Origin of the sequence: Aeromonas sp. S5(2024) (genome assembly GCF_041403025.1) — a bacterium.
Classification (GTDB): Bacteria; Pseudomonadota; Gammaproteobacteria; order Enterobacterales; family Aeromonadaceae; genus Aeromonas; species Aeromonas hydrophila.
Genome location: NZ_JBGLRI010000002.1, coordinates 250,291 through 269,311, shown reverse-complemented (window position 1 = coordinate 269,311; position 19,021 = coordinate 250,291). Strand labels below are relative to the sequence as shown.

Genomic DNA, 19,021 nt, shown 5'->3' with positions numbered 1-19,021 from the left:
AATTGGCATAAGCATCGAACAGTTATAAAATTCCGTCCAATGACAAATCAAAGCATTCAACATTCCAAACAGGAATCATAGGGGCCGGAATGGAGTTACGGGATCTGAAAGCCTTCGTCACCCTGGGAGAAGTGCTGCACTTCGGTCAGGCAGCGGTGCGCCAGCACGTCACCCAGTCGGCCCTGAGCAAGCAAATACGGCGGCTGGAAGAGGAGCTGGGCGGCGAGCTGTTCGAGCGCAATGCCAGCAGTACCCGCCTCACCGTGATGGGGCGGGCCCTCTATGAGGATGCCCGCGCCTTGGTGGCGGCCAGCGAGCAACTCGGTCGCACCGCCCGTGATGTGCTGGCAGGCAACAGCGGCACCCTGCGTATCGGCTTTGGCGTTGCCACCAAGATCCTGGTGCCCGCCGCCATCGCCCGTTTTCGCACCGAACGCCCACAGGTCACCATAGAGCTCAACGACCTCTCCACTCACCACCAGTTGCTGGCTCTGAGCGAGGGCAAGCTGGACCTCGGTTTTTGCCGCCTGCCCGCCCCCAAGGGGTGGCACTGTCTGCCGGTGGTGCGGGCGCACTTTGTCGCCGTGCTGCCGGCCAGCTACGCCGGTGTGCGCGGACTGGCGGATCTGGTGGACAAGCCGCTGGCTATCTTGCGCCGGGACAAGGCCCCCTCGTTTTATGATCACCTGATGAACTATCTGGCCCAGAGCGGGCTGCGCTTTCGCGATATCCAGTACGTCAACGACTTCGCCGCCGGCGTCGCCACCGCCGCCGCCGACATCGCCTGGACCCTGGTGCCCTCCTCCACCACCATAGAGCACCCGGATGTGCTGACCCTGCCGCTGCGTGATACCGAGGCGAGCTGGATCATCGGCCTCATCCGCCCGCCCCACAGCAAGGGCCCGCTCATCGACGCCTTCTGGCAGATTGTCGCCGACCTGAGTGAGCCGGCTCCCGCGCTGCAAGCGGGGTCTTATCCAGAGCAGCCATGAGCCTGCTCGGCGCCTCTGTCTTCCCGCCTGGCAGGCGGCAACTTGGTGGTAGCGCTGACATCCCATTAAGGTTTATCTCTGTCTGCCGTCGCGGGCACGCCGGCCAAGATGTGGGTGTTGATGGATTGCTTGATAGAGAAGCGAGCACTCTTGACCTGATAACCCTGCGCGGGCCGTTGCCAGCGCATCAGCCAGCAAGTAGTTGACGCACTTCTTCAAATAAGCGATCGGGGTTACTGATTACCAGGTGCTTTCCGGGCTTGGGCGTTGGTGCACGGCAAGCACTTCTCTTTCGAAAAAGGATCGTAGAGGGGTGGAAATAAAAGGCTATGTCCCAATTACGTGTTGCATGGGGCGCCCCAGCGCCTCATGCAAGCAACGTGAGATATTCACTTCCCTCCCATAGCGCTCCAACATCCTTCGCCAACCCAGATAATTCCTCAGATAGTGGGTCGCGACCCCATGGAACCGCTCCATCCACTCCTTCAATCGCCTGTGGTACCCGTTCACATGTTGGATGTGATATGCACCCACCACCCGCTCTCCCGCACGGTTGTGCACCACTTGGTGGGTCATGCCCTGCGACTTGCTGAATACTCGCATACACCCCGGCACCATCGCTGCACAGGACGGCATCCGGGGCGATAAGCGGTTCAAGCACCGCCTTCACTGCCCTGGCATTCAGCTCTTCCAACTGGAAGTCAGCCAGGTGGCCTGCTCGGTCTTGCACCACCATCACCGGGATGTAATCCGGCCCTGTGCCTCGGGTACGGCCTTTGCCGCCACGATGGCGGGCCGGGCGGGGCAATTCGCGCTGTCCTTTGAACGACGCTAAGAAGAAGGTCTCATCGACCTCGACGATCCCCTCTTCCCGTACCGCCTGGTGGCTAGCCATGGCCTTCAGGAAGCGGTGGCGCCATAAAAAGGCGGTGTTTTTACCGACCCCACAGCGGAGCGCCGCCTGCCGGACGGTCAGACCGTCGATGAGGGCCTGTGCATAGTCTTCCCAGCATTGTGGCTTGCGAAGTCGGGCGAGAGGCGTGTTAGTGAGCACGGAACTGGTGCGCAAACACTGCTTGCAGCGATAACGGCGCAGCCCTCGAGACCAGCCCCAGGGAGCCAGCAGTGTGGCCGCGGCCTGGCAGTGAGGGCAGCATTGGCATGCGGGCAGTTGAGTGGCCAACGAGGTGATGGGGTGAGGGGTGGTGAGTTCCTGTTGCGCGAGACGACGCTGACGCAAAGTGAGCAATGTGAAGAGGGACAGTAGATGTTGAAAGGCTTGGGTATCCATGATGGCGGCCCTCAAGGTGATGACCTACTTCAAGGTTAGCCTTTCAACACATAACTGGGACAGAGCCAAATAAAAAGGATGAAATGGCAATAGAGGCCACGGAAAGTGACTGAAGGGAAAATGCTCGCGTAAAGTGCCTGCCCTGAAGAGCAAGGGGAAGTTTGCGCCAGACTCCAGGACACCTTGCGGTCGTACCTGATAGGTTGCTGCAGAGAGTCGGAGATCCGAGATGAAGACTCCTGACTCATCCACACAAAGTGGATTACCAAGCGGTATGAAGGGGGAATTAGCTGTAACTTATTGAATTGCAGAAACAAGTGGTGGCCCTACCAGCCACATCCCGGCACTCGAGTCCCCCGCCTTGGCTGCTACCTTCCGGTCCTGACCAGGTCGACGGGTTATCAATGCGAGAGGACCAATAGGACCACCGGCGAGGAGAATAGGCAAACTGGCCTCTCAATGCAACGGCTTTCTGCCCTCGCCCATGCTGTTCGCCTTATTTTTCAACAATCTGGCCAAGGGTTCAGCTAAACAGCATGAATTTGGCGCCCACCAGCAGCATCAGCAGGGCGAACGCCTGCTTGAGTCGCTGGGGAGAGAGCCGGTGCGCCAGCTTGGCCCCCACCCGGGCAAACTGGGTACTGGTGAGCACGATGCCGAGCAGCGCCGGCAGGTAGATGAACCCCAGGCTCCACTCTGGCAGGTCTGGATTGTTCCAGCCGGCGTAGAGGTAGCTGAGGCTGCCCGCCAGGGCGATGGGCATGCTGCAAGCGGCGGAGGCCGCCACGGCATTGCGCATCGGCACGCTGTTCCAGCTCAGATAAGGCACGGTCAGCGAGCCGCCACCGATACCGAACAAGGCCGACATCCAGCCGATGACGGTGCCGGCGATGCCGGTGCCGAGCGCCCCCGGCAGATGACGCTCCGCCTTGGGCTTGAGGTTGAGCCCCATCTGCAGCGCCATGGTCCAGGCGAAGCAGCCGATGATGATGTTGAGGGTGCTGGCACTGAGCAGGTTGGCGGTCATGCCGCCGAGCCAGGCCCCGACCAACATGCCGGCGCCGAGCCGGCGGATCATCACCCAGTCGACCGCACCGGCCTCCTGGTGGGCACGCAGCGAGCTGAAGCCGGTGAAGATCATGGTGGGCAGCGAGGTGCCGAGTGCCAGATGGGTAATGATGTCGGGCGCAACGCCCTGGGCGTGAAAGCTCAGCACCAGCACGGGCACTATGATGAGACCGCCGCCGATGCCGAACAATCCCGCCAGCATGCCGGCGAACGCCCCCAGCAGCAGATAACCCATAAACAGCATAAAAATTCCTTCCGAGGCGGTGCAGCGAACAAATGGAGCGCTGCACATAAAAAAAGAGATGGCCCTTGGGCCATCTCTTTATTGTGCCGGTTAACTCAAGGGAATGGTACCGTCCATCACCTTGTAGAAGGCCAGCACCGCACAACCGAGCAGGGCCGCCGTCATCCCCTGCTCCAGCCGGTTGAGGCCGCGCAGCCCGTGGTGCTGGCGCGCCTTCCAGTAGATGAAGATGCCGGGGCTGTAGAGCAGCGCCACCAGCAGCAGGTACTCGACCCCGGCGGCATAGACCAGCCAGCAGCCGTAGCCGGTAGCCGCCAGCGCCAGGAACAGATCGCGCTTGCGCTGATGAGGTTGACCCGCGTAGGTCTCCCCTTTCAGCGCCAGCTTCAGCCCGTAGGCACCGGAGAAGACGTAGGGCACCAGCGCCGCCGAGGTGGCGATGTTGACCAGCGCCAGATAGGTGCTGCTCTGGAAGTAGATGATGATGAGGAAGGTCTGCACCAGGCAGGTGGAGCACCAGAGCGACACCTGCGGCGAGCCGTTCTTGTTCTCCTTGGCAAACCAGCCGGGGAACACACCGGTCTTGCCCGCGATGTAGGGCACTTCCGCCGCCAGCACGGTCCAGCTCAGCAGGGCCCCCATTACCGAGATCACCAGGCCGATGTTGATGAGCCAGGCGCCCCAGGGGCCGACCACGGCTTCCAGAATCATGGCGGTTGAGGGGTTCTTGAGGGCTGCCAGTTGCGGCTGGTTCATGACCCCCAGCGAGAACAGGGTCACCATCACGTAGAGCGCCAGGGCCCCCAGCAGCGCCAGCACGGTGGCACGACCCACGTCCTTGCGATGGCGGGCACGGGCGGAGACCACCACGGCCCCCTCGATGCCGATGAAGACCCAGAGCGTCACCTTCATGGTGGACTTGACCTGATCCATCACCGAGCCCAGCTCAGGCGTGCCCTGACCCCAGATATCCAGGGTGAAGGTCTCCATGTTGAAGGCAAGCAGGATGGCCACGCAGAACACGATGAGCGGCACCATCTTGGCGATGGTGGTGACTATGTTCACCAGCGCCGCCACCTGAATGCCGCGCAGCACCAGGGCATGCACCGACCAGATGAGCAGGGAGGCGAGCGTGATGGCCACCGGCGTGTTGCCGTCACCGAAGATGACCTTGTCCGGCGTGTCGAAGAAGTAGCTCAGCGCACTGAACACCACGATGGCGTAGGAGACGTTGGCCAGCAGCTGACAGAGCCAGTAGCCCCAGGCGGCGTTGAAGCCGATGAAATCGCCGAAACCGGCCTTGGCATAGCTGAAGATGCCGCCATCGAGATCCGGGCGACGCATGGAGAGGTTCTGATACACCAGCGCGAGGCAGATCATGCCGATACCGGTGATGGCCCATCCCAGCGCGACGGCCCCGGCACTGGCATGAGCGGCAATATTTTGCGGCAGACTGAAGACTCCGGCACCGACCATGGAGCCGATCACCAGCGAGATGAGGGCACCAAGCCCCAGTTTCTTGTCCATCTCAATCCTGTTTAATTAGGCGGCGGCAGAGCGTCCGTATTCATACTGCGCGCAATATGGGAGGGGCTAGAAATCCGTACCCCGTGAAAAAGGCGGCAACTATATTGCATGACTATTCCGACCGCAATCCCTCGTACCGTCAATCATGCACCGTCTTGACCGCGCGCAATTTTACAGCACTGACCCCGGGGGCCTGTGAGCTGGTTCAAATTAAGAAAGACCCGTTGATATTTCACATTTTTCCATGACCTGAGCCCCGTTTTTACGGATCAGACCTGCATGAGAATGCAGCTTGCAGCCGAGGTCGACAAACCCGGCTGCTGACAAACGTTTCAATAAAAATGCCCCTGCGCCGGGGGCCAGGGGCATCTGCAACAGAGCGCCGATATTCAGAGGCGCAAGCCGCCGTCCAGCTCGATCATCCTCCCAGACAGATAGTCATTGGCGAGAATAAAATGCACCGTCTGGGCCAGCTGCGCCGCCTGCCCGAGGGTGCCCACCGGGATGGCCTGCTGCATGCGGGCCATCGCCTCCGGTTTCATCGCCGCCGTCATGTCGGTGGCAAACACCCCCGGAGCGATGCCCATCACCCGAATGCCGTGGCGGGCCAGCTCCTTCCCCCAGGTGACCACCAGCGAGGCCACCCCCGCCTTGCTGGCGGCATAGTTGCTCTGGCCGATGTTGCCGGCGCGAGCGATGGAGGAGATGTTGATGATGACGCCCCCCTCCCCGCCGGTGGCCATCAGCGCCGCCCCTTCGCGCCCGCACAGGAAGGTGCCGGTGAGGTTGACGTCGATGACGCTCTGCCACTGAGCCAGGCTCATCTTCTCCGTCAGCGCCCCCTCCTTCACCTTGATCAGCATGCCGTCGCGCAGAATGCCGGCGCAGTTGATGAGGCCGTGCAGGGCACCGAACTGCCCCTGGATGGCGGCAAAGGTGGCCTCGACCTCCGGCTCGCTCGCCACGTTGCAGACGAACAGGGCGCACTGGCCGTCACGGCTGCGCACTTCCGCCTCGGTCACCTCCAGATCGGTGCGGTTGACGTCGATGAGCGCAAGTTGCGCGCCCTGATCCGCCAGACTCAGGGCGATGGCGCGGCCCAGCCCCCTGCCCGCCCCCGTGATGGCGATGACTTTCTGTGTGATATCCATGAATGCTCCTTGTTGCCTTGACCCGGACGGGGATGCCCCCTCAAAGATGAAACCCAGGGTCACTGCCGACCCGAAGTCTCCCCGGGCTGGTCCAGATAAAGTTCGACGATGCTGGAAAAATCCCGTGCCCCCAGCCCCTTGCTGGCGTGCAGGTTGAAGAGGTTGCGGGCCAGCGCCCCCATCGGCACGGCGCTGTGGGCATGCTCGGCCAGGGCCATGGCGAGCCCTAGGTCTTTGACCATCAACCGGGTCATGAAGCCCCCCTGATAGTTGCGCGAGGCCGGTGCATTTTCCATCACCCCGGGCCAGGGATTGTAGCGCTCGAGACTCCAATTGTTGCCCGAACTCTTGCCCATGATGGTGGAGAGCACCCCCGGATCCAGCCCCTCCTTGACCCCGAGCGCCAGCGCCTCAGCGGTGCCCGCCATGTGGATGGCAAGCAGCATGTTGTTGCACATCTTGGCGATCTGGCCGGCGCCGAGCGCCCCGGCGTGAAACAGGTTCTGCCCCATGCAGGCCAGCACGGGTTTGGCCGCTTCAAAATCCGCTTGTTCACCACCGACGATGAAGGTGAGCGTGCCCGCCGCCGCGCCGGCCACGCCCCCCGAAACGGGGGCATCGAGAAAACGGATGCCGCGCGCCTGCGCCGCTGCCCCCACCTGACGGGCCGAAGCCACATCGATGGTGGAGCAGTCGATGACCAGGGCGCCGAGCGGCAGGGCCGCCAGCAGATCCTGCCCGCCCCGCTCACCGGCACCCTCGCCCAGCCAGAGGCTGCGCACATGCTCCCCCGCCGGCAGCATGCTGATCACCAGCTCGCAGCCGCTCACCGCCTCGCGGGCATCGCCGGCGGCGATGCAGCCGGCCTCGATGGCGCGGGTCAGGCTGTCGGCCACCAGATCAAACACCTGCACTGTGTGCCCCGCCCTGGCCAGGTTGGCGGCCATGGGGCCCCCCATGTTGCCAAGTCCGATAAATCCAATCCTTGTCATGGTCTGTTCCTTGTGTGTGATCGTCCGTCAGCAGGGACGCAGGGGGTTATTCCCCTCGGGCCAACGATAGAAGCCATCCAGCCAGGCCTCGCCCGCCTGCGGGGCCTGCCAGCGGGGTGATTTGTCCTTGTCGATGAGCAGGGCCCGTACCCCTTCCACAAAATCCCCTTTGAGTACGCAGTTGACCGAGAGGGCCAACTCGTCGGCAAACACCTCGGCCAGCGACTGGCGCCGTGCCTGCCAGAACTGGCGCCAGAGGATGGCGCGGCTGATGGGGCTGCCGCTTTGACAAGTCTCCCGCGCCTGAGCCAGCGTCGGTTCAGCCAGCTCGGCCCCCTCAAGGCGTGCCAACACCCCTTGCAGGGAGCGGCCGGCCAACAGCGCATCGATGCAAGCCTGGTAGGGCAAGAGCACGGGGGCCGGCAGCGTCTGGCCAAGGGATCGCTGCAAACCGGCGAGCAGCCCCTCGATCTGCTCGCCACTATCGACAGAGTCAGACCAGTCGAGGGCGGCGAGGCGCGCCGGCAATTCGGTCCGCTCGCGGCTCGCCATGGCGTGATCCGCAAGACCCAGGCCGATGGCGTCCGCCCCGTTGAAGCGGGCCCCGGTGAGGCCGAGCCAGAGCCCGAGCCGCCCCGGCATGCGGCTCAAAAACCAGCTGGCCCCCACATCCGGATAGAGGCCTATGGTCACCTCCGGCATGGCAAACAGGCTCTTTTCGGTCACCACTCTAAAACCAGCCCCGGCAAAGAGACCGATGCCGCCGCCCATGCAGATGCCGTCCGCCACGCAGATGAGGGGCTTGCTGTAGCAGTGGATGTGGTGATCGAGCCGGTACTCCTGCAGGAAGAAGTCGCGGGCATAGCCAAACAGCGCAGACTCGTTTGCATCCCGTTTGCGGTAGTAGAAGGAGCGGATGTCGCCACCGGCGCAAAACGCCTTCTCGCCGGCGCCCTGCAGCAGCACGCAGACGATGGCCGGATCCTGCTCCCAGCGGGTCAGCGCCGCCTGCAGCAACTGGATCATCTCAAGGCTCAGGGCGTTGAGGGAGGCGGGGCTGGCCAGGGTCAGCATGCCGATGTGGCGGCCATCCGCCGTGGGGTGGGTCTCGATGCGCACAGGCTCACTCATGGCGAGCCCCCGCAGACAGGTTATCAGCCCCTGCGACACGGCGGGCCGCCATCATTACCTCATTCATCCTTCACTCCCTCACTCTTCACCGGCTTGGATTGGTCGTAATGCCAGCGCGGGGCTCGCTTCTCGAGAAAAGCGGCCACCCCTTCGCGCTGGTTGGCATCGTCAAACAAGGTGAGGAACAGGCTGCGCTCGAGCGGCAGCGCCGCGTCCCGATGGCCGCTGCGCCCCTGGTTGATGAGCTGCTTGCAGGCACGCAGGGCGCTCGGGCTCTGGCGCTCCACCAGCTGGGCCATCTGGTGTGCCGCCTCCCAGGCGTGGCCCTCCTTCACCACCTCCTCCACCAGCCCCATCTCGTAGGCCAGGGTGGCGCTCACCTTCTCGCCGCAGAGGATCATCCGCTTGGCCCAGCCCGGCCCCACCAGTTCGGTCAGGCGCTGGGTGCCGCCGGCGCAGGGCAACAAGCCCACCGAGGCCTCCGGCAAGCCCAGCTTGGCCTGCTGCTCGGCGATGCGGATGTCACAGGCCAGCGCTACCTCGAGACCCCCCCCCATGGCATAGCCATTGATGGCGGCGATGCTGACCCCGTGAAAGCGGGCCAGCGCCTCGAAGGCGCGGCCAAAAGCCTCGGCCACTTCGCGGGCGTGCTCCAGGTTGCCGTCGGCAAACATGTTGAGGTCGGCGCCGGCACAGAAGAATTTGTCCCCGGCCCCGCGGATCACCAGCGCCACCACGTCGGGGCGGCTGTCGAGCTCCACCATCATCTGCAGGAAGGCCTGCAGGCTGGCGAGGGTCCAGGTGTTGGCGGGAGGATGGTCGAGGGTGATGTAGGCCACGTGACCGTGATATTCGAGCCTGATCCTTGTCATTGCGTTGTCCTTGTCAAAAAACCTGCCCCATGATGACAGGGTTGAATGGAGCCGACCTGCGGCTGGCTCACAAAGCCTGACGACGCGCCACGCCAGCCGCGTCGTCAGGGCGGGCTGCCGGGTACGGCGGCCCCACCTCGCTACTCCAGCGCCAGCCCGGGCTCGGCCAGCAGACGGCGGGCGATGATGAGCCGCATCACTTCATTCGTCCCTTCCAGAATGCGGTGGACCCGGGTATCGCGCAGGTAGCGCTCGAGCGGGTACTCGCGGATATAACCATAGCCGCCAAAGAGTTGCAGGGCGTCGTCACAGATGCGGTGACCCACGTCGGTGGCAAAACGCTTGGCCATGGCGCACCAGGCGCTCTTGTCCGGCGCCCCGGCATCGAGCCTGGCGGCCGCCTGACGCACCAGCAACCGAGCGGCCGCCAGTTCGGTGGCCATGTCGGCCAGGCGAAACTGCACGCTCTGGAATTCGCTGATCGGGTGGCCAAATTGCTGGCGCTGCTGCACATGGGCCAGGGCATCGTCGAGGGCCTGCTGGGCAGTGCCCACAGAACAGGTGGCGATGTTGATGCGCCCGCCATCGAGCGCCTGCATGGCGAACTTGAACCCTTCCCCCTCCTGCCCCAGCCGGTAACGGGCGGGAATGCGCACGGCGCTGAAGTTCACCTCCCGGGTCGGCTGGCTGTTCCAGCCCATCTTCTCCTCCGCCTTGCCATAACTCACGCCGGGGGTCTGGGCCGGTACCATGAAGGCGGAGATCCCCTTCGCCCCCTCGCTACCGGTGCGGGCCATCACCACCAGCACGTCGGTGCTGCCGGCGCCCGAGATGAACACCTTGCTGCCGTCGATGACGTAATCCTCGCCATCGCGCACGGCGCGGGTCTTGAGGGCCGCGGCATCGGATCCGGCGCCCGGCTCGGTGAGGCAGTAGGAGCCCAGCAGCTCGCCGCCGGCAAGCCTTGGCACCCACTCTTCGGCCACCTCGGGAGGCAGCCAGCTGCCCAGCATCCAGCTCACCATGTTATGGATGGTCAGATAGGCGGTGGTGGAGGTGCAGCCCATGGCGAGGCGCTCGAAGATGAGGCTGGCATCGAGCCTCGGCAGGCCGAGGCCGCCATACTGCTCCGGCGTGTAGAGGCCACAAAAACCAAGCGCCGCCGCCTGCTTGATGGTAGGGATGGGGAACTCATGCTCCTTGTCCCAGCGCGCGGCGTGGGGCTTGAGCGCCTCCTCGGCGAAAGCGCTGGCGGCCTCCACATAGGCCTGCTGATCCGGGGTCAACGTAAAATCCATCTTGTTCGCTTCCTTGTACTTGTTCGATCCGTTTCTGTCAGTGGGTGCGCCCGGGCAACCGGCCATCAGCGCAGCTGAATGGTCATGTTGGGGCCGCTGGGAATGTCTTCGTCGAACCAGCGTTCGGTGACCGTCTTGGTCTCGGTGTAAAAACGCACCGCCTGCTTGCCGTAGGCGTGCAGATCCCCGTAGAAAGAGCCGCGCCAGCCGGTGAAGGAGAAGAACGGCAGCGGCACCGGGATAGGCACGTTGATCCCCACCTGGCCCACCGCCACCTCGTGACGAAACTTGCGGGCAGCCGCGCCACAGCCGGTGAAGATGGAGGTGCCGTTGCCGTAGGGGTTGTCATTGATGAGGGCGAGCGCCTCATCGAGGCTCGCCACCTCGAGACAGGCCAGCACGGGCCCGAAGATCTCCTCCTTGTAGATGCGCATCTCGGGGGTCACGCCGCGAAACAGGGTCGGCCCCACCCAGTTGCCCACCGGGTAGCCGGCCACGTCGCAAAAACGGCCGTCCAGCAGGCACTCGGCCCCCTCGGCGATCCCCGCCTCGATGAGCCCCTCCACCCTGACTTTCGCCTCCGGGCTGATGAGGGGGCCGTAGGCGGCCTCGGGATCGTGCCAGACGCCGGGCTTCACCTTGGCAAACTCGGCGGCGAGCTCGGGGAGCCACTCCCGGGCACTGCCCACGAACACCGCCACGCTGATGGCCATGCAGCGCTGACCGGCGGCGCCGACCCCGGCCCCCACCAGATTGCTCAGCACCTGCGCCTTGTTGGCATCCGGCATGATCACCATGTGGTTCTTGGCACCGACAAAACACTGGGCCCGCTTGAGCTGGGAAGTGGCGCTGCGATAGACGTGGCCGCCAACCCGGGCCGAGCCGACGAAACTGACCGCCTTGATGTCGGGATGGGCCAGCAGCGCATCCACCTGCTCGGCGCCGCCATGCACCACCGACAAAATGCCCTTGGGGGCACCCGCCTCGGCAAACAGCTCGGCCAGCCGCATGGGGGTGAGCGGATCCTGCTCGGAGGGCTTGAGCACGAAGCCGTTGCCGCAGGCCACCGCCAGCGGGAACATCCAGAGCGGGATCATGGCTGGAAAGTTGAAAGGAGTGATGCCAAGGCAGACCCCGAGCGGCTGCACCCAGGAGTGACCGTCGACCCGCCGCGCCACGTTGCCCATGGTCTCCCCCAGGGTCTGGCTGGCGATGGCGCAAGCCTGCTCCACCACCTCGATGCCGCGCCACACATCCCCCTTGGCATCCGCCAGATTCTTGCCAGTCTCCTGGGCCAGCAGGGCCGCCAGCTCGTCGTGATGCGTCTTCAAGAGATGCTGGTAGTTGAACATCACCCGGGCTCGCTCGGAGGCCGGCACCTCCCGCCACAGCAGATAGGCGTCGTGAGCGGTGCGCACCGCCAGTTCAATTTCCGCCGAGGTGGCTTTGGGCACCCGCGCCAGCAGGCTCTGATCCGCCGGGTCGGTCACCTCGATCCACTGCTCGCTCGTGGAAGGATACGCCTCCCCACCGATGTGCAGCGGCACGTCGCCGAACCGGGTCTGATGGTTGTTCATGGGCACTCTCTCCTTGCTGGCACATCATGGGCCGTTTGCGGACGGACCATGGGCACTCCTGTGACGGGGGCCATCACGACCGGGCAATCGTCCTTGCCGTCATGGCGCAACAAATTTACCTTAGACTAACAATCAATTTACGTTTACGCTAACGTAAACTTAAATCACAAATGGACTGACCAGTTTGGCCCCCTGTTTCAGCTCAGCCGCCAAGCTGTCATCCCCTTCATATGAGGAGAGCAAGGATGCATGCAGTGATGGACGAGACCCTGTGCGCCCTGACCGAGCAGGTCGAGGCCTTCTGCCAGAAAGTGATCGCGCCGCGCGCTGGCGACATCGATCAGAGCAACACCTTTCCCCGTGATCTCTGGCCCCGCATGGGGGAGCTGGGGCTGCACGGCATCACGGTGGCGGAGGAGTATGACGGGGTGAACCTCGGCTATCTGGCCCACGTGCTGGTGATGGAGCAGGTGAGCCGCGCCAGCGCCTCGGTCGGCCTCTCCTACGGCGCCCACTCCAACCTCTGCATCAACCAGATCCACCGCCACGGCACGCCGGAGCAGAAAGCGCGCTACCTGCCCCCGCTGGTGAGCGGAGAGCATGTGGGGGCGCTGGCCATGAGCGAGCCGGGCGCCGGCTCCGATGTGGTGAGCATGCGCCTGACCGCAGTGCGCGAGGGGGATCACTTCGTGCTGAACGGCAACAAGATGTGGATCACCAACGGGCCCGATGCCGACACCTTCGTCATCTATGCCAAGACCGATGCCGCCGCCGGTCCCAAGGGGATTTCCGCCTTTATCGTCGAGGTGGGGACTCCCGGTTTCTCCACTGCCCAGAAGCTCGACAAGCTGGGCATGCGCGGCTCCAGCACCTGCGAGCTGGTGTTTGACAACTGCCGGGTACCGCAGGAAAACCTGCTGGGCCCCCTGCATGGCGGGGTCAAGGTGCTGATGAGCGGGCTGGATTACGAACGGGTGGTGCTGGCGGCGGGCCCCCTTGGCATCATGCAGGCCTGCATGGACGTGGTGCTGCCCTATGTGCGCGAGCGCAAGCAGTTCGGCCAGCCCATCGGCGAGTTTCAGCTGGTGCAGGGCAAGCTCGCCGACATGTACACCCGCCTCGCCAGCAGCCGGGCGCTGGTCTACTCGGTGGCGAGCGCCTGCGATCAGGGCCGCACCAGCCGCAAGGATTGCGCCGCCGCCATTCTGTTTGCCGCCGAAAATGCCACCCAGATGGCGCTCGATGCCATCCAGCTGCTCGGCGGCAACGGCTACATCAACGAATACCCCACCGGTCGCCTGCTGCGGGACGCCAAGCTATACGAGATAGGTGCCGGCACCTCGGAGATCCGCCGCTGGCTCATCGGCCGCGAGCTGATGGGGGATAATGCATGAGCAGGATCCACTCCCGCCTCGACACAGCCAGCCCCGACCATGAGGCCAATCGGGCCGCCATGCAGGCCCTGGTCGACGATCTCAATGCCCGCCTGGAAGAGATAGCCCTGGGCGGCGGCGCTGCCAACAACGCCCGCCATCAGGCCCGTGGCAAGCTGCTGCCCCGCGAGCGCATCAACCAGTTGCTGGACCCAGGCTCCCCCTTTCTCGAACTGTCGGCGCTGGCCGGCTGGCAGGTCTATGACGAGCCGGTGCCCGCCGCCGGCATCATCACCGGCATCGGCCGGGTCTCGGGCCGGCTGTGCATGCTGGTGGTGAACGACGCTACCGTGAAGGGCGGCACCTACTACCCGCTCACGGTGAAAAAGCACCTGCGCGCCCAGGCCATCGCCGAGCGGCTGCGCCTCCCCTGCCTCTATCTGGTGGATTCCGGCGGTGCCTTCCTGCCGATGCAGGACGAGGTGTTCCCCGACCGGGATCACTTTGGCCGCATCTTCTACAACCAGGCCCGCATGTCGGCCCAGAACATCCCCCAGCTGGCGGTGGTGATGGGCCTCTGTACCGCCGGCGGCGCCTACGTGCCCGCCATGGCGGACGAGTCGATCATGGTCAGGGAGCAGGCCACCATCTTTCTGGCGGGGCCGCCGCTGGTCAAGGCCGCCACCGGCGAGGAGATCAGCGCCGAGGCGCTGGGCGGGGCCGAGGTGCACTGCGCCCACTCAGGGGTGGCGGATCACATGGCCCGCGACGATGGCCACGCGCTGGCCATCGCCCGCACACTGGTGACCCACCTGGGCAACGAACCGGTAGAGACCAGCCCCGGTTATGAGCCCCCCTGCTACCCCATCGAGGATCTCTACGGCCTGGTGGGCACCAGCCTCAAGCGCCCCTATGACGCACGGGAGCTGATCGCCCGGCTGGTGGATGGCTCGGACTTTGACGAATTCAAGGCGCTGTTCGGCACCACACTGGTGACCGGCTTTGCCCGGATCTGCGGCATGCCGGTGGGGATCCTCGCCAACAATGGCGTGCTGCACAGCGACAGTGCCCAGAAGGGGGCCCACTTCATCCAGCTCTGCAACCGGCGCGCCATCCCGCTGCTCTTTTTGCAGAACATCACCGGCTTTATGGTGGGAAGCCAAGCTGAGCGCGAAGGGATCGCCAAGCACGGCGCCAAGCTGGTCACCGCCGTGGCCTGCAGCCGGGTCCCCAAGATCACCCTGATCGTCGGCGGCAGCTTCGGTGCCGGCAACTACGGCATGTGCGGCCGCGCCTATGAACCCGATTTTCTCTTTAGCTGGCCCAACAGCCGCATCTCCGTCATGGGGGGGGAGCAGGCGGCCGGGGTGCTGGTGCAGGTGCGCCGGGACAAGCTGACGGCCGAGGGCAAGAGCCTGAGCGAGCAGGAAGCTGCCGCCATCCGTGCCCCGGTCATAGAGCAGTATGAGCGCCAGGGTCACCCCTACTACGCCAGCGCTCGCCTGTGGGATGACGGCGTCATCGACCCGGCCCAGAGTCGCACCGTGCTGGCGCTGGCGCTGGCGGCCTGTCAGGGGGCCGAGACCGGCCCGGAACAGTACGGCATCTTCCGGATGTAAGGAGTTCACATGTCCGATCCACTCAGTCACGCTCTCCAGCCCGGTTTTCGGCTGGAGCGACACGGCCCGCTGGCCGAGCTGGTGCTCGACCGCCCGGCCCGCCACAACGCCTTTGACGCCGACCTGATGCTGGGACTGCTCGACTGCCTCGACGAGCTGGCCCACACCCACGGCCAGGCCCTCGCCGATCGCCCCCACGCCTTGCTGCTGCGGGCCGAAGGCAAGCATTTTTGCGCCGGCGCCGACCTCAACTGGATGCGCAACCTGGCTCACGCCGATTTCGAGCACAACCGGGAAGACGCCCGTGTGCTGGCCCGGCTGATGCAAACCCTGGACGAGCTCCCCTTTCCCACGGTGGCGCTGGTGCAGGGCGCCGCCTACGGCGGAGCACTGGGCCTCATCTGCGCCTGCGATCTGGTGCTGGCCGCCGATGACGCCCGTTTCTGCCTCTCCGAGGTGAGCCTCGGGCTGGTACCCGCGGTGATCAGCCCCTACGTGGTGCGCACCATGGGGATGCGCCAGGCCCGCGCCCTGATGCTCTGCGCCGAACCGTTCGATGCGGTAACCGCCTGCCGCCTCAACGTGGCGCACCGGCGCTGCCCGCCGGATCAGCTGCTGGCCGAAGGGCGCGCACAGGCCCTGCGCCTGTGCCGCAACGGGCCGGAGGCGATGAAAGAGACCAAGCGGCTGCTGGCCGCCCTCGAGAGCCATGGCGCCAGCCTGCACGAAGAGAAAACCGTTGAGACCATCGCCCGGGTAAGGGTCGGTCTCGAGGCCCAGGAGGGGATGCAAGCCTTCTTCGACAAACGCCCCCCCGCCTGGCGCCCCCGTTTCAAGGACGAAGCATGACTCAATACCACCCCATCAAGCGCCTGCTGATCGCCAACTGTGGTCAAGATAACGGGAGTGTGGATCAACACGCTTCGCACTTGTGCGCCTTGAACAACAGGGAGCCAGCATGACCCATCACACTCCAATTAAGCGCCTGCTGATCGCCAATCGCGGCGAAATCGCCGTGCGCATCATCAAGACCGCCCGGCGCCTCGGCATTCACACCATCGCCCTCTACTCGGACGCCGATGCCCACGCCATGCATGTGCGGGAAGCCGACGAAGCCTGGCATCTGGGGCCGGCCCCCGCCCGGGAGAGCTACCTCGACACCGGCAAGGTGCTGCGCATCGCCCAGCAGGCGAACGCCGACGCCATCCACCCGAGCTACGGTTTTCTGTCCGAGAACAGCGACTTTGCCACCGCCTGCGAGCAGCGGGGCGTGCGCTTCATCGGCCCAAGCGGCGCCGCCATCCTCGCCATGGGCGACAAGTCAGGCGCCAAGGCGCTGATGCAAGCCGCCGGCGTGCCGGTGCTGCCCGGTTATCACGGCGCAGATCAGCACCACGACTTTTTGCGCGATCAGGCGAGCCAGGTGGGCTTCCCGCTCCTTATCAAGGCGGCCAGCGGCGGCGGTGGCAAGGGGATGCGCCGGGTCGATCAGCTCGCTGACTTTGACGACGCCCTGGCGGCGGTCAAGCGGGAGGCAAGCGCCGCCTTCAGTGACGACCACGTGCTGCTTGAGCGCTATCTCGCCCGCGCCCGCCACGTGGAGGTACAGGTGTTTGCCGATACCCTTGGCAACGTCATCTATCTGGGGGATCGGGACTGCTCGTTGCAGCGCCGCCACCAGAAAGTGATCGAGGAGGCCCCCGCCCCCGACATCGCACCGGCGCTGCGCCGTGCCATGGGCGAGGCCGCCGTCGCCGCTGCCCGGGCCATCACATATCGGGGAGCCGGCACCATCGAGTTTCTGCTGTGCGGGGAGGAGTTCTTCTTCATGGAGATGAACACCCGGCTGCAAGTGGAACACCCGGTCACCGAGGCCGTCACCGGCCAGGATCTGGTGGCCTGGCAGCTGGCGGTGGCCGAAGGCAAGCCGCTGCCGCTCACTCAGGAGGAAGTGGTGCTGCGCGGCCACGCGGTGGAGGCGCGTCTCTACGCCGAGGACGTGGCCGCCGGTTTTCTGCCCGCCAGCGGCCCCATCAATTGGCTCCACTGGCCGGCTGGCGTGCGCATCGACACCGGCGTCGGCGCTGGCGATGCGGTGAGCCCCTATTACGACCCCATGATCGCCAAGCTGATCGCCCACGCACCGAGCCGCAGCGAAGCCTTTGCCAGCCTGGCCGACGCGCTAGCGACACTGGAACTCGGCCCCTTGGTGCACAACGGCCCGCTCTTGCTGCGCCTGTGCGAAGAGCCAGAAGTATTGGCCATGGACCACCACACCCAGTGGCCCATTCCCACCGATACCCTGCCCGTTCCAGCGCTCGCCTGGCCGCTCGCCGCGCTCTGGCTCGCCACTCGCGAGCACGGCGCCTCCCCCTGGCAGCAGGCCGCAGGCTTTCGGCTGGGGCCTACCCGCAGCTTTAGCGCAGCGGTGCGCATCGGCGAGGAGGCCCGCGTGCTGACCCTCACCGAACGGGCCGGCTCCCTGCTCTGGCAGGGCGAGCTGATCCCATTCGAGCTCGGGGCGGATCAGATCCGTCTGCAGCAGGCCGGCAGCTGGCAGCGCTACCCGCTGCACGCCCTCGGCGAGGGCGACTATCTGCTGCAACTGGCGGGCAGGCGCATCCGCTTCTCGGTCGATGATCAGCATCATCAGCTGCACCATGATCACCAGGCCGGCGACGCCCCCGGCATCCTGGCCCCCATGCACGGCATCGTCGTGGCGTTGCAGGTCGAGGCCGGCCAGCCGGTCAGCAAGGGGCAACCTCTGCTGGTGCTGGAGGCGATGAAGATGGAACACGTCCTCAAGGCCGACCGGGATGGGGTGATAGAGGCGCTGCAGTGCCGCCAGGGCGAACAGGTGAGTCAGGGCGCCCTGCTGGTGCGCTTTGCCGAGCAGCATACCGCGCAGGAGGAGCGCTCATGAGCCGAGCACAGGAGAGCCGGGACGACAAGGTCAGCCTGGTGGAGATGGGGCCGCGGGACGGCCTGCAAAATGAAGCCGCCACCCTCTCGCTGGTGCAGCGGCTGGAGCTCATCGCCCGCCTGGCCGAGAGCGGGCTGCAGCGCATCGAGGTGGGCGCCTTCGTGTCGCCCAGGAAGGTGCCGCAGATGGCGGATTCCGCCGCACTGTTCAACGCCCTGCCGCGCAGGGGGCCGACCCGCTATGGCGCCCTGGTGCCCAATCTGCAGGGTCTGCAGGCCGCCATTGCCGCCCGCGCCGACGAAATAGGCCTCTTCACTGCCTGCTCCGACGGCTTTACCCGGGCCAACATCGGCATCAGCGTGGAGGAGTCGCTGGTGCGCTTCGCCCCGCTGGTGCAGGAGGCACGCAGCCTCGGCATCAAGGTGCGCGGCTACCTCTCCACCGTCATCGCCTGCCCGTTCGATGGTCCGACCCGGCCCAAGCGGGTCGCCGCCATGGCCGAGCGGCTGCTGGATCTGGGTTGCCACGAGATATCCCTCGGCGACACCATCGGCGTCGGCACCCCGGGCACCGTGGCCCCCATGCTGGATGCGGTGCTGCACGAGATCCCGGCCGGCCGGCTCGCGGTCCATTTTCACGACACCTATGGCCAGGGGCTGGCCAACCTGCTGCCCGCGCTGGAACGCGGCATCCGCACCATCGACAGCTCGGTGGCCGGGCTCGGCGGTTGCCCCTATGCCCCCGGCGCCTCCGGCAACGTCGCCTCGGAGGAGGTGGTCTACCTGCTGCACGGCCTTGGCATGAGCACCGGCGTGGATCTCGACCAGCTGGCTGCCACCGGCCAGTGGGTCAGCGAGCAGCTCGGCCGCCCCAACGGCTCGCGGGTCGGCCGGGCCCTGCACGCCAATGCCGAGCGGCTGCGCACCCGGCTGTGCCAGCCATCCCCGCAATAAGGAGCCCCGC

The 19,021-nt window shown here is 65.3% G+C and carries 14 protein-coding genes, 1 other RNA gene and 1 pseudogene; 6 read left to right on the top strand and 10 right to left on the bottom strand.

What is annotated here, in order from left to right:
- Positions 1-89 precede the first annotated feature (89 nt).
- Positions 90-992 (top strand): LysR substrate-binding domain-containing protein, encoded by a 903-nt coding sequence (locus tag ACB032_RS05000; RefSeq protein ID WP_324016671.1) that lies wholly within the window; start codon positions 90-92, stop codon positions 990-992.
- A gap of 327 nt (positions 993-1,319) precedes the next feature.
- Here ACB032_RS05000 and ACB032_RS04995 read toward each other — a convergent pair.
- The 10 genes and pseudogenes from ACB032_RS04995 to ACB032_RS04950 form a co-directional block, all read right to left on the bottom strand.
- Positions 1,320-2,283 (bottom strand): annotated as a pseudogene (locus tag ACB032_RS04995) (IS1595 family transposase).
- Positions 2,284-2,607: 324 nt separating this feature from the next.
- Positions 2,608-2,704: signal recognition particle sRNA small type (gene ffs / locus ACB032_RS04990), an RNA gene on the bottom strand.
- 102 nt (positions 2,705-2,806) lie between these two features.
- Positions 2,807-3,595: a sulfite exporter TauE/SafE family protein gene (locus ACB032_RS04985; protein ID WP_011705953.1), complete on the bottom strand. Its 789-nt coding sequence runs from the start codon at positions 3,593-3,595 to the stop codon at positions 2,807-2,809.
- A gap of 90 nt (positions 3,596-3,685) precedes the next feature.
- Positions 3,686-5,122, bottom strand: a complete 1,437-nt coding sequence (gene arcD, locus ACB032_RS04980; RefSeq protein ID WP_324016672.1) for an arginine-ornithine antiporter — start codon at positions 5,120-5,122, stop codon at positions 3,686-3,688.
- A 389-nt stretch (positions 5,123-5,511) separates the two neighbouring features.
- The gene (locus ACB032_RS04975; protein WP_324016673.1) at positions 5,512-6,273 is read right to left on the bottom strand and encodes an SDR family oxidoreductase; all 762 of its coding nucleotides are present in this window, start codon (positions 6,271-6,273) and stop codon (positions 5,512-5,514) included.
- A gap of 59 nt (positions 6,274-6,332) precedes the next feature.
- Positions 6,333-7,265, bottom strand: a complete 933-nt coding sequence (gene mmsB / locus ACB032_RS04970; protein WP_324016674.1) for a 3-hydroxyisobutyrate dehydrogenase — start codon at positions 7,263-7,265, stop codon at positions 6,333-6,335.
- A gap of 27 nt (positions 7,266-7,292) precedes the next feature.
- Entirely contained in the window at positions 7,293-8,396 is a 1,104-nt protein-coding gene (locus ACB032_RS04965) for an enoyl-CoA hydratase/isomerase family protein (RefSeq protein WP_324016675.1), read from the bottom strand.
- 59 nt (positions 8,397-8,455) lie between these two features.
- A complete protein-coding gene (locus ACB032_RS04960) occupies positions 8,456-9,268 on the bottom strand; it encodes an enoyl-CoA hydratase (protein ID WP_039214369.1) in 813 nt (270 codons plus the stop codon).
- Between the two features lie 140 nt (positions 9,269-9,408).
- A complete protein-coding gene (locus tag ACB032_RS04955) occupies positions 9,409-10,566 on the bottom strand; it encodes an acyl-CoA dehydrogenase family protein (RefSeq protein ID WP_324016676.1) in 1,158 nt (385 codons plus the stop codon).
- Between the two features lie 65 nt (positions 10,567-10,631).
- Entirely contained in the window at positions 10,632-12,143 is a 1,512-nt protein-coding gene (locus tag ACB032_RS04950) for a CoA-acylating methylmalonate-semialdehyde dehydrogenase (protein ID WP_324016677.1), read from the bottom strand.
- 245 nt (positions 12,144-12,388) lie between these two features.
- On the opposite strand from ACB032_RS04950, the gene ACB032_RS04945 reads away from it, so the two are divergent.
- The 5 genes from ACB032_RS04945 (at position 12,389) to ACB032_RS04925 (ending at position 19,011) form a co-directional block, all read left to right on the top strand.
- Positions 12,389-13,537, top strand: coding sequence for an isovaleryl-CoA dehydrogenase (locus ACB032_RS04945; RefSeq protein ID WP_324016678.1), 1,149 nt, complete (start codon positions 12,389-12,391; stop codon positions 13,535-13,537).
- Positions 13,534-15,135 carry a carboxyl transferase domain-containing protein gene (locus ACB032_RS04940; RefSeq protein WP_324016679.1) on the top strand — a complete coding sequence of 534 codons (1,602 nt, stop codon included), beginning with the start codon at positions 13,534-13,536 and terminating at the stop codon, positions 15,133-15,135. Before ACB032_RS04945 ends, ACB032_RS04940 begins: the two co-directional genes overlap by 4 nt.
- A gap of 9 nt (positions 15,136-15,144) precedes the next feature.
- Complete coding sequence (locus ACB032_RS04935; protein ID WP_101150071.1) at positions 15,145-15,984, top strand: enoyl-CoA hydratase-related protein; 840 nt, start codon at positions 15,145-15,147, stop codon at positions 15,982-15,984.
- A 109-nt stretch (positions 15,985-16,093) separates the two neighbouring features.
- Positions 16,094-18,058 carry a biotin carboxylase N-terminal domain-containing protein gene (locus ACB032_RS04930; RefSeq protein ID WP_371137492.1) on the top strand — a complete coding sequence of 655 codons (1,965 nt, stop codon included), beginning with the start codon at positions 16,094-16,096 and terminating at the stop codon, positions 18,056-18,058.
- A complete protein-coding gene (locus ACB032_RS04925) occupies positions 18,055-19,011 on the top strand; it encodes a hydroxymethylglutaryl-CoA lyase (protein ID WP_101150069.1) in 957 nt (318 codons plus the stop codon). The genes ACB032_RS04930 and ACB032_RS04925 overlap by 4 nt, the downstream gene beginning before the upstream one ends.
- The last annotated feature ends 10 nt before the right edge of the window (positions 19,012-19,021 follow it).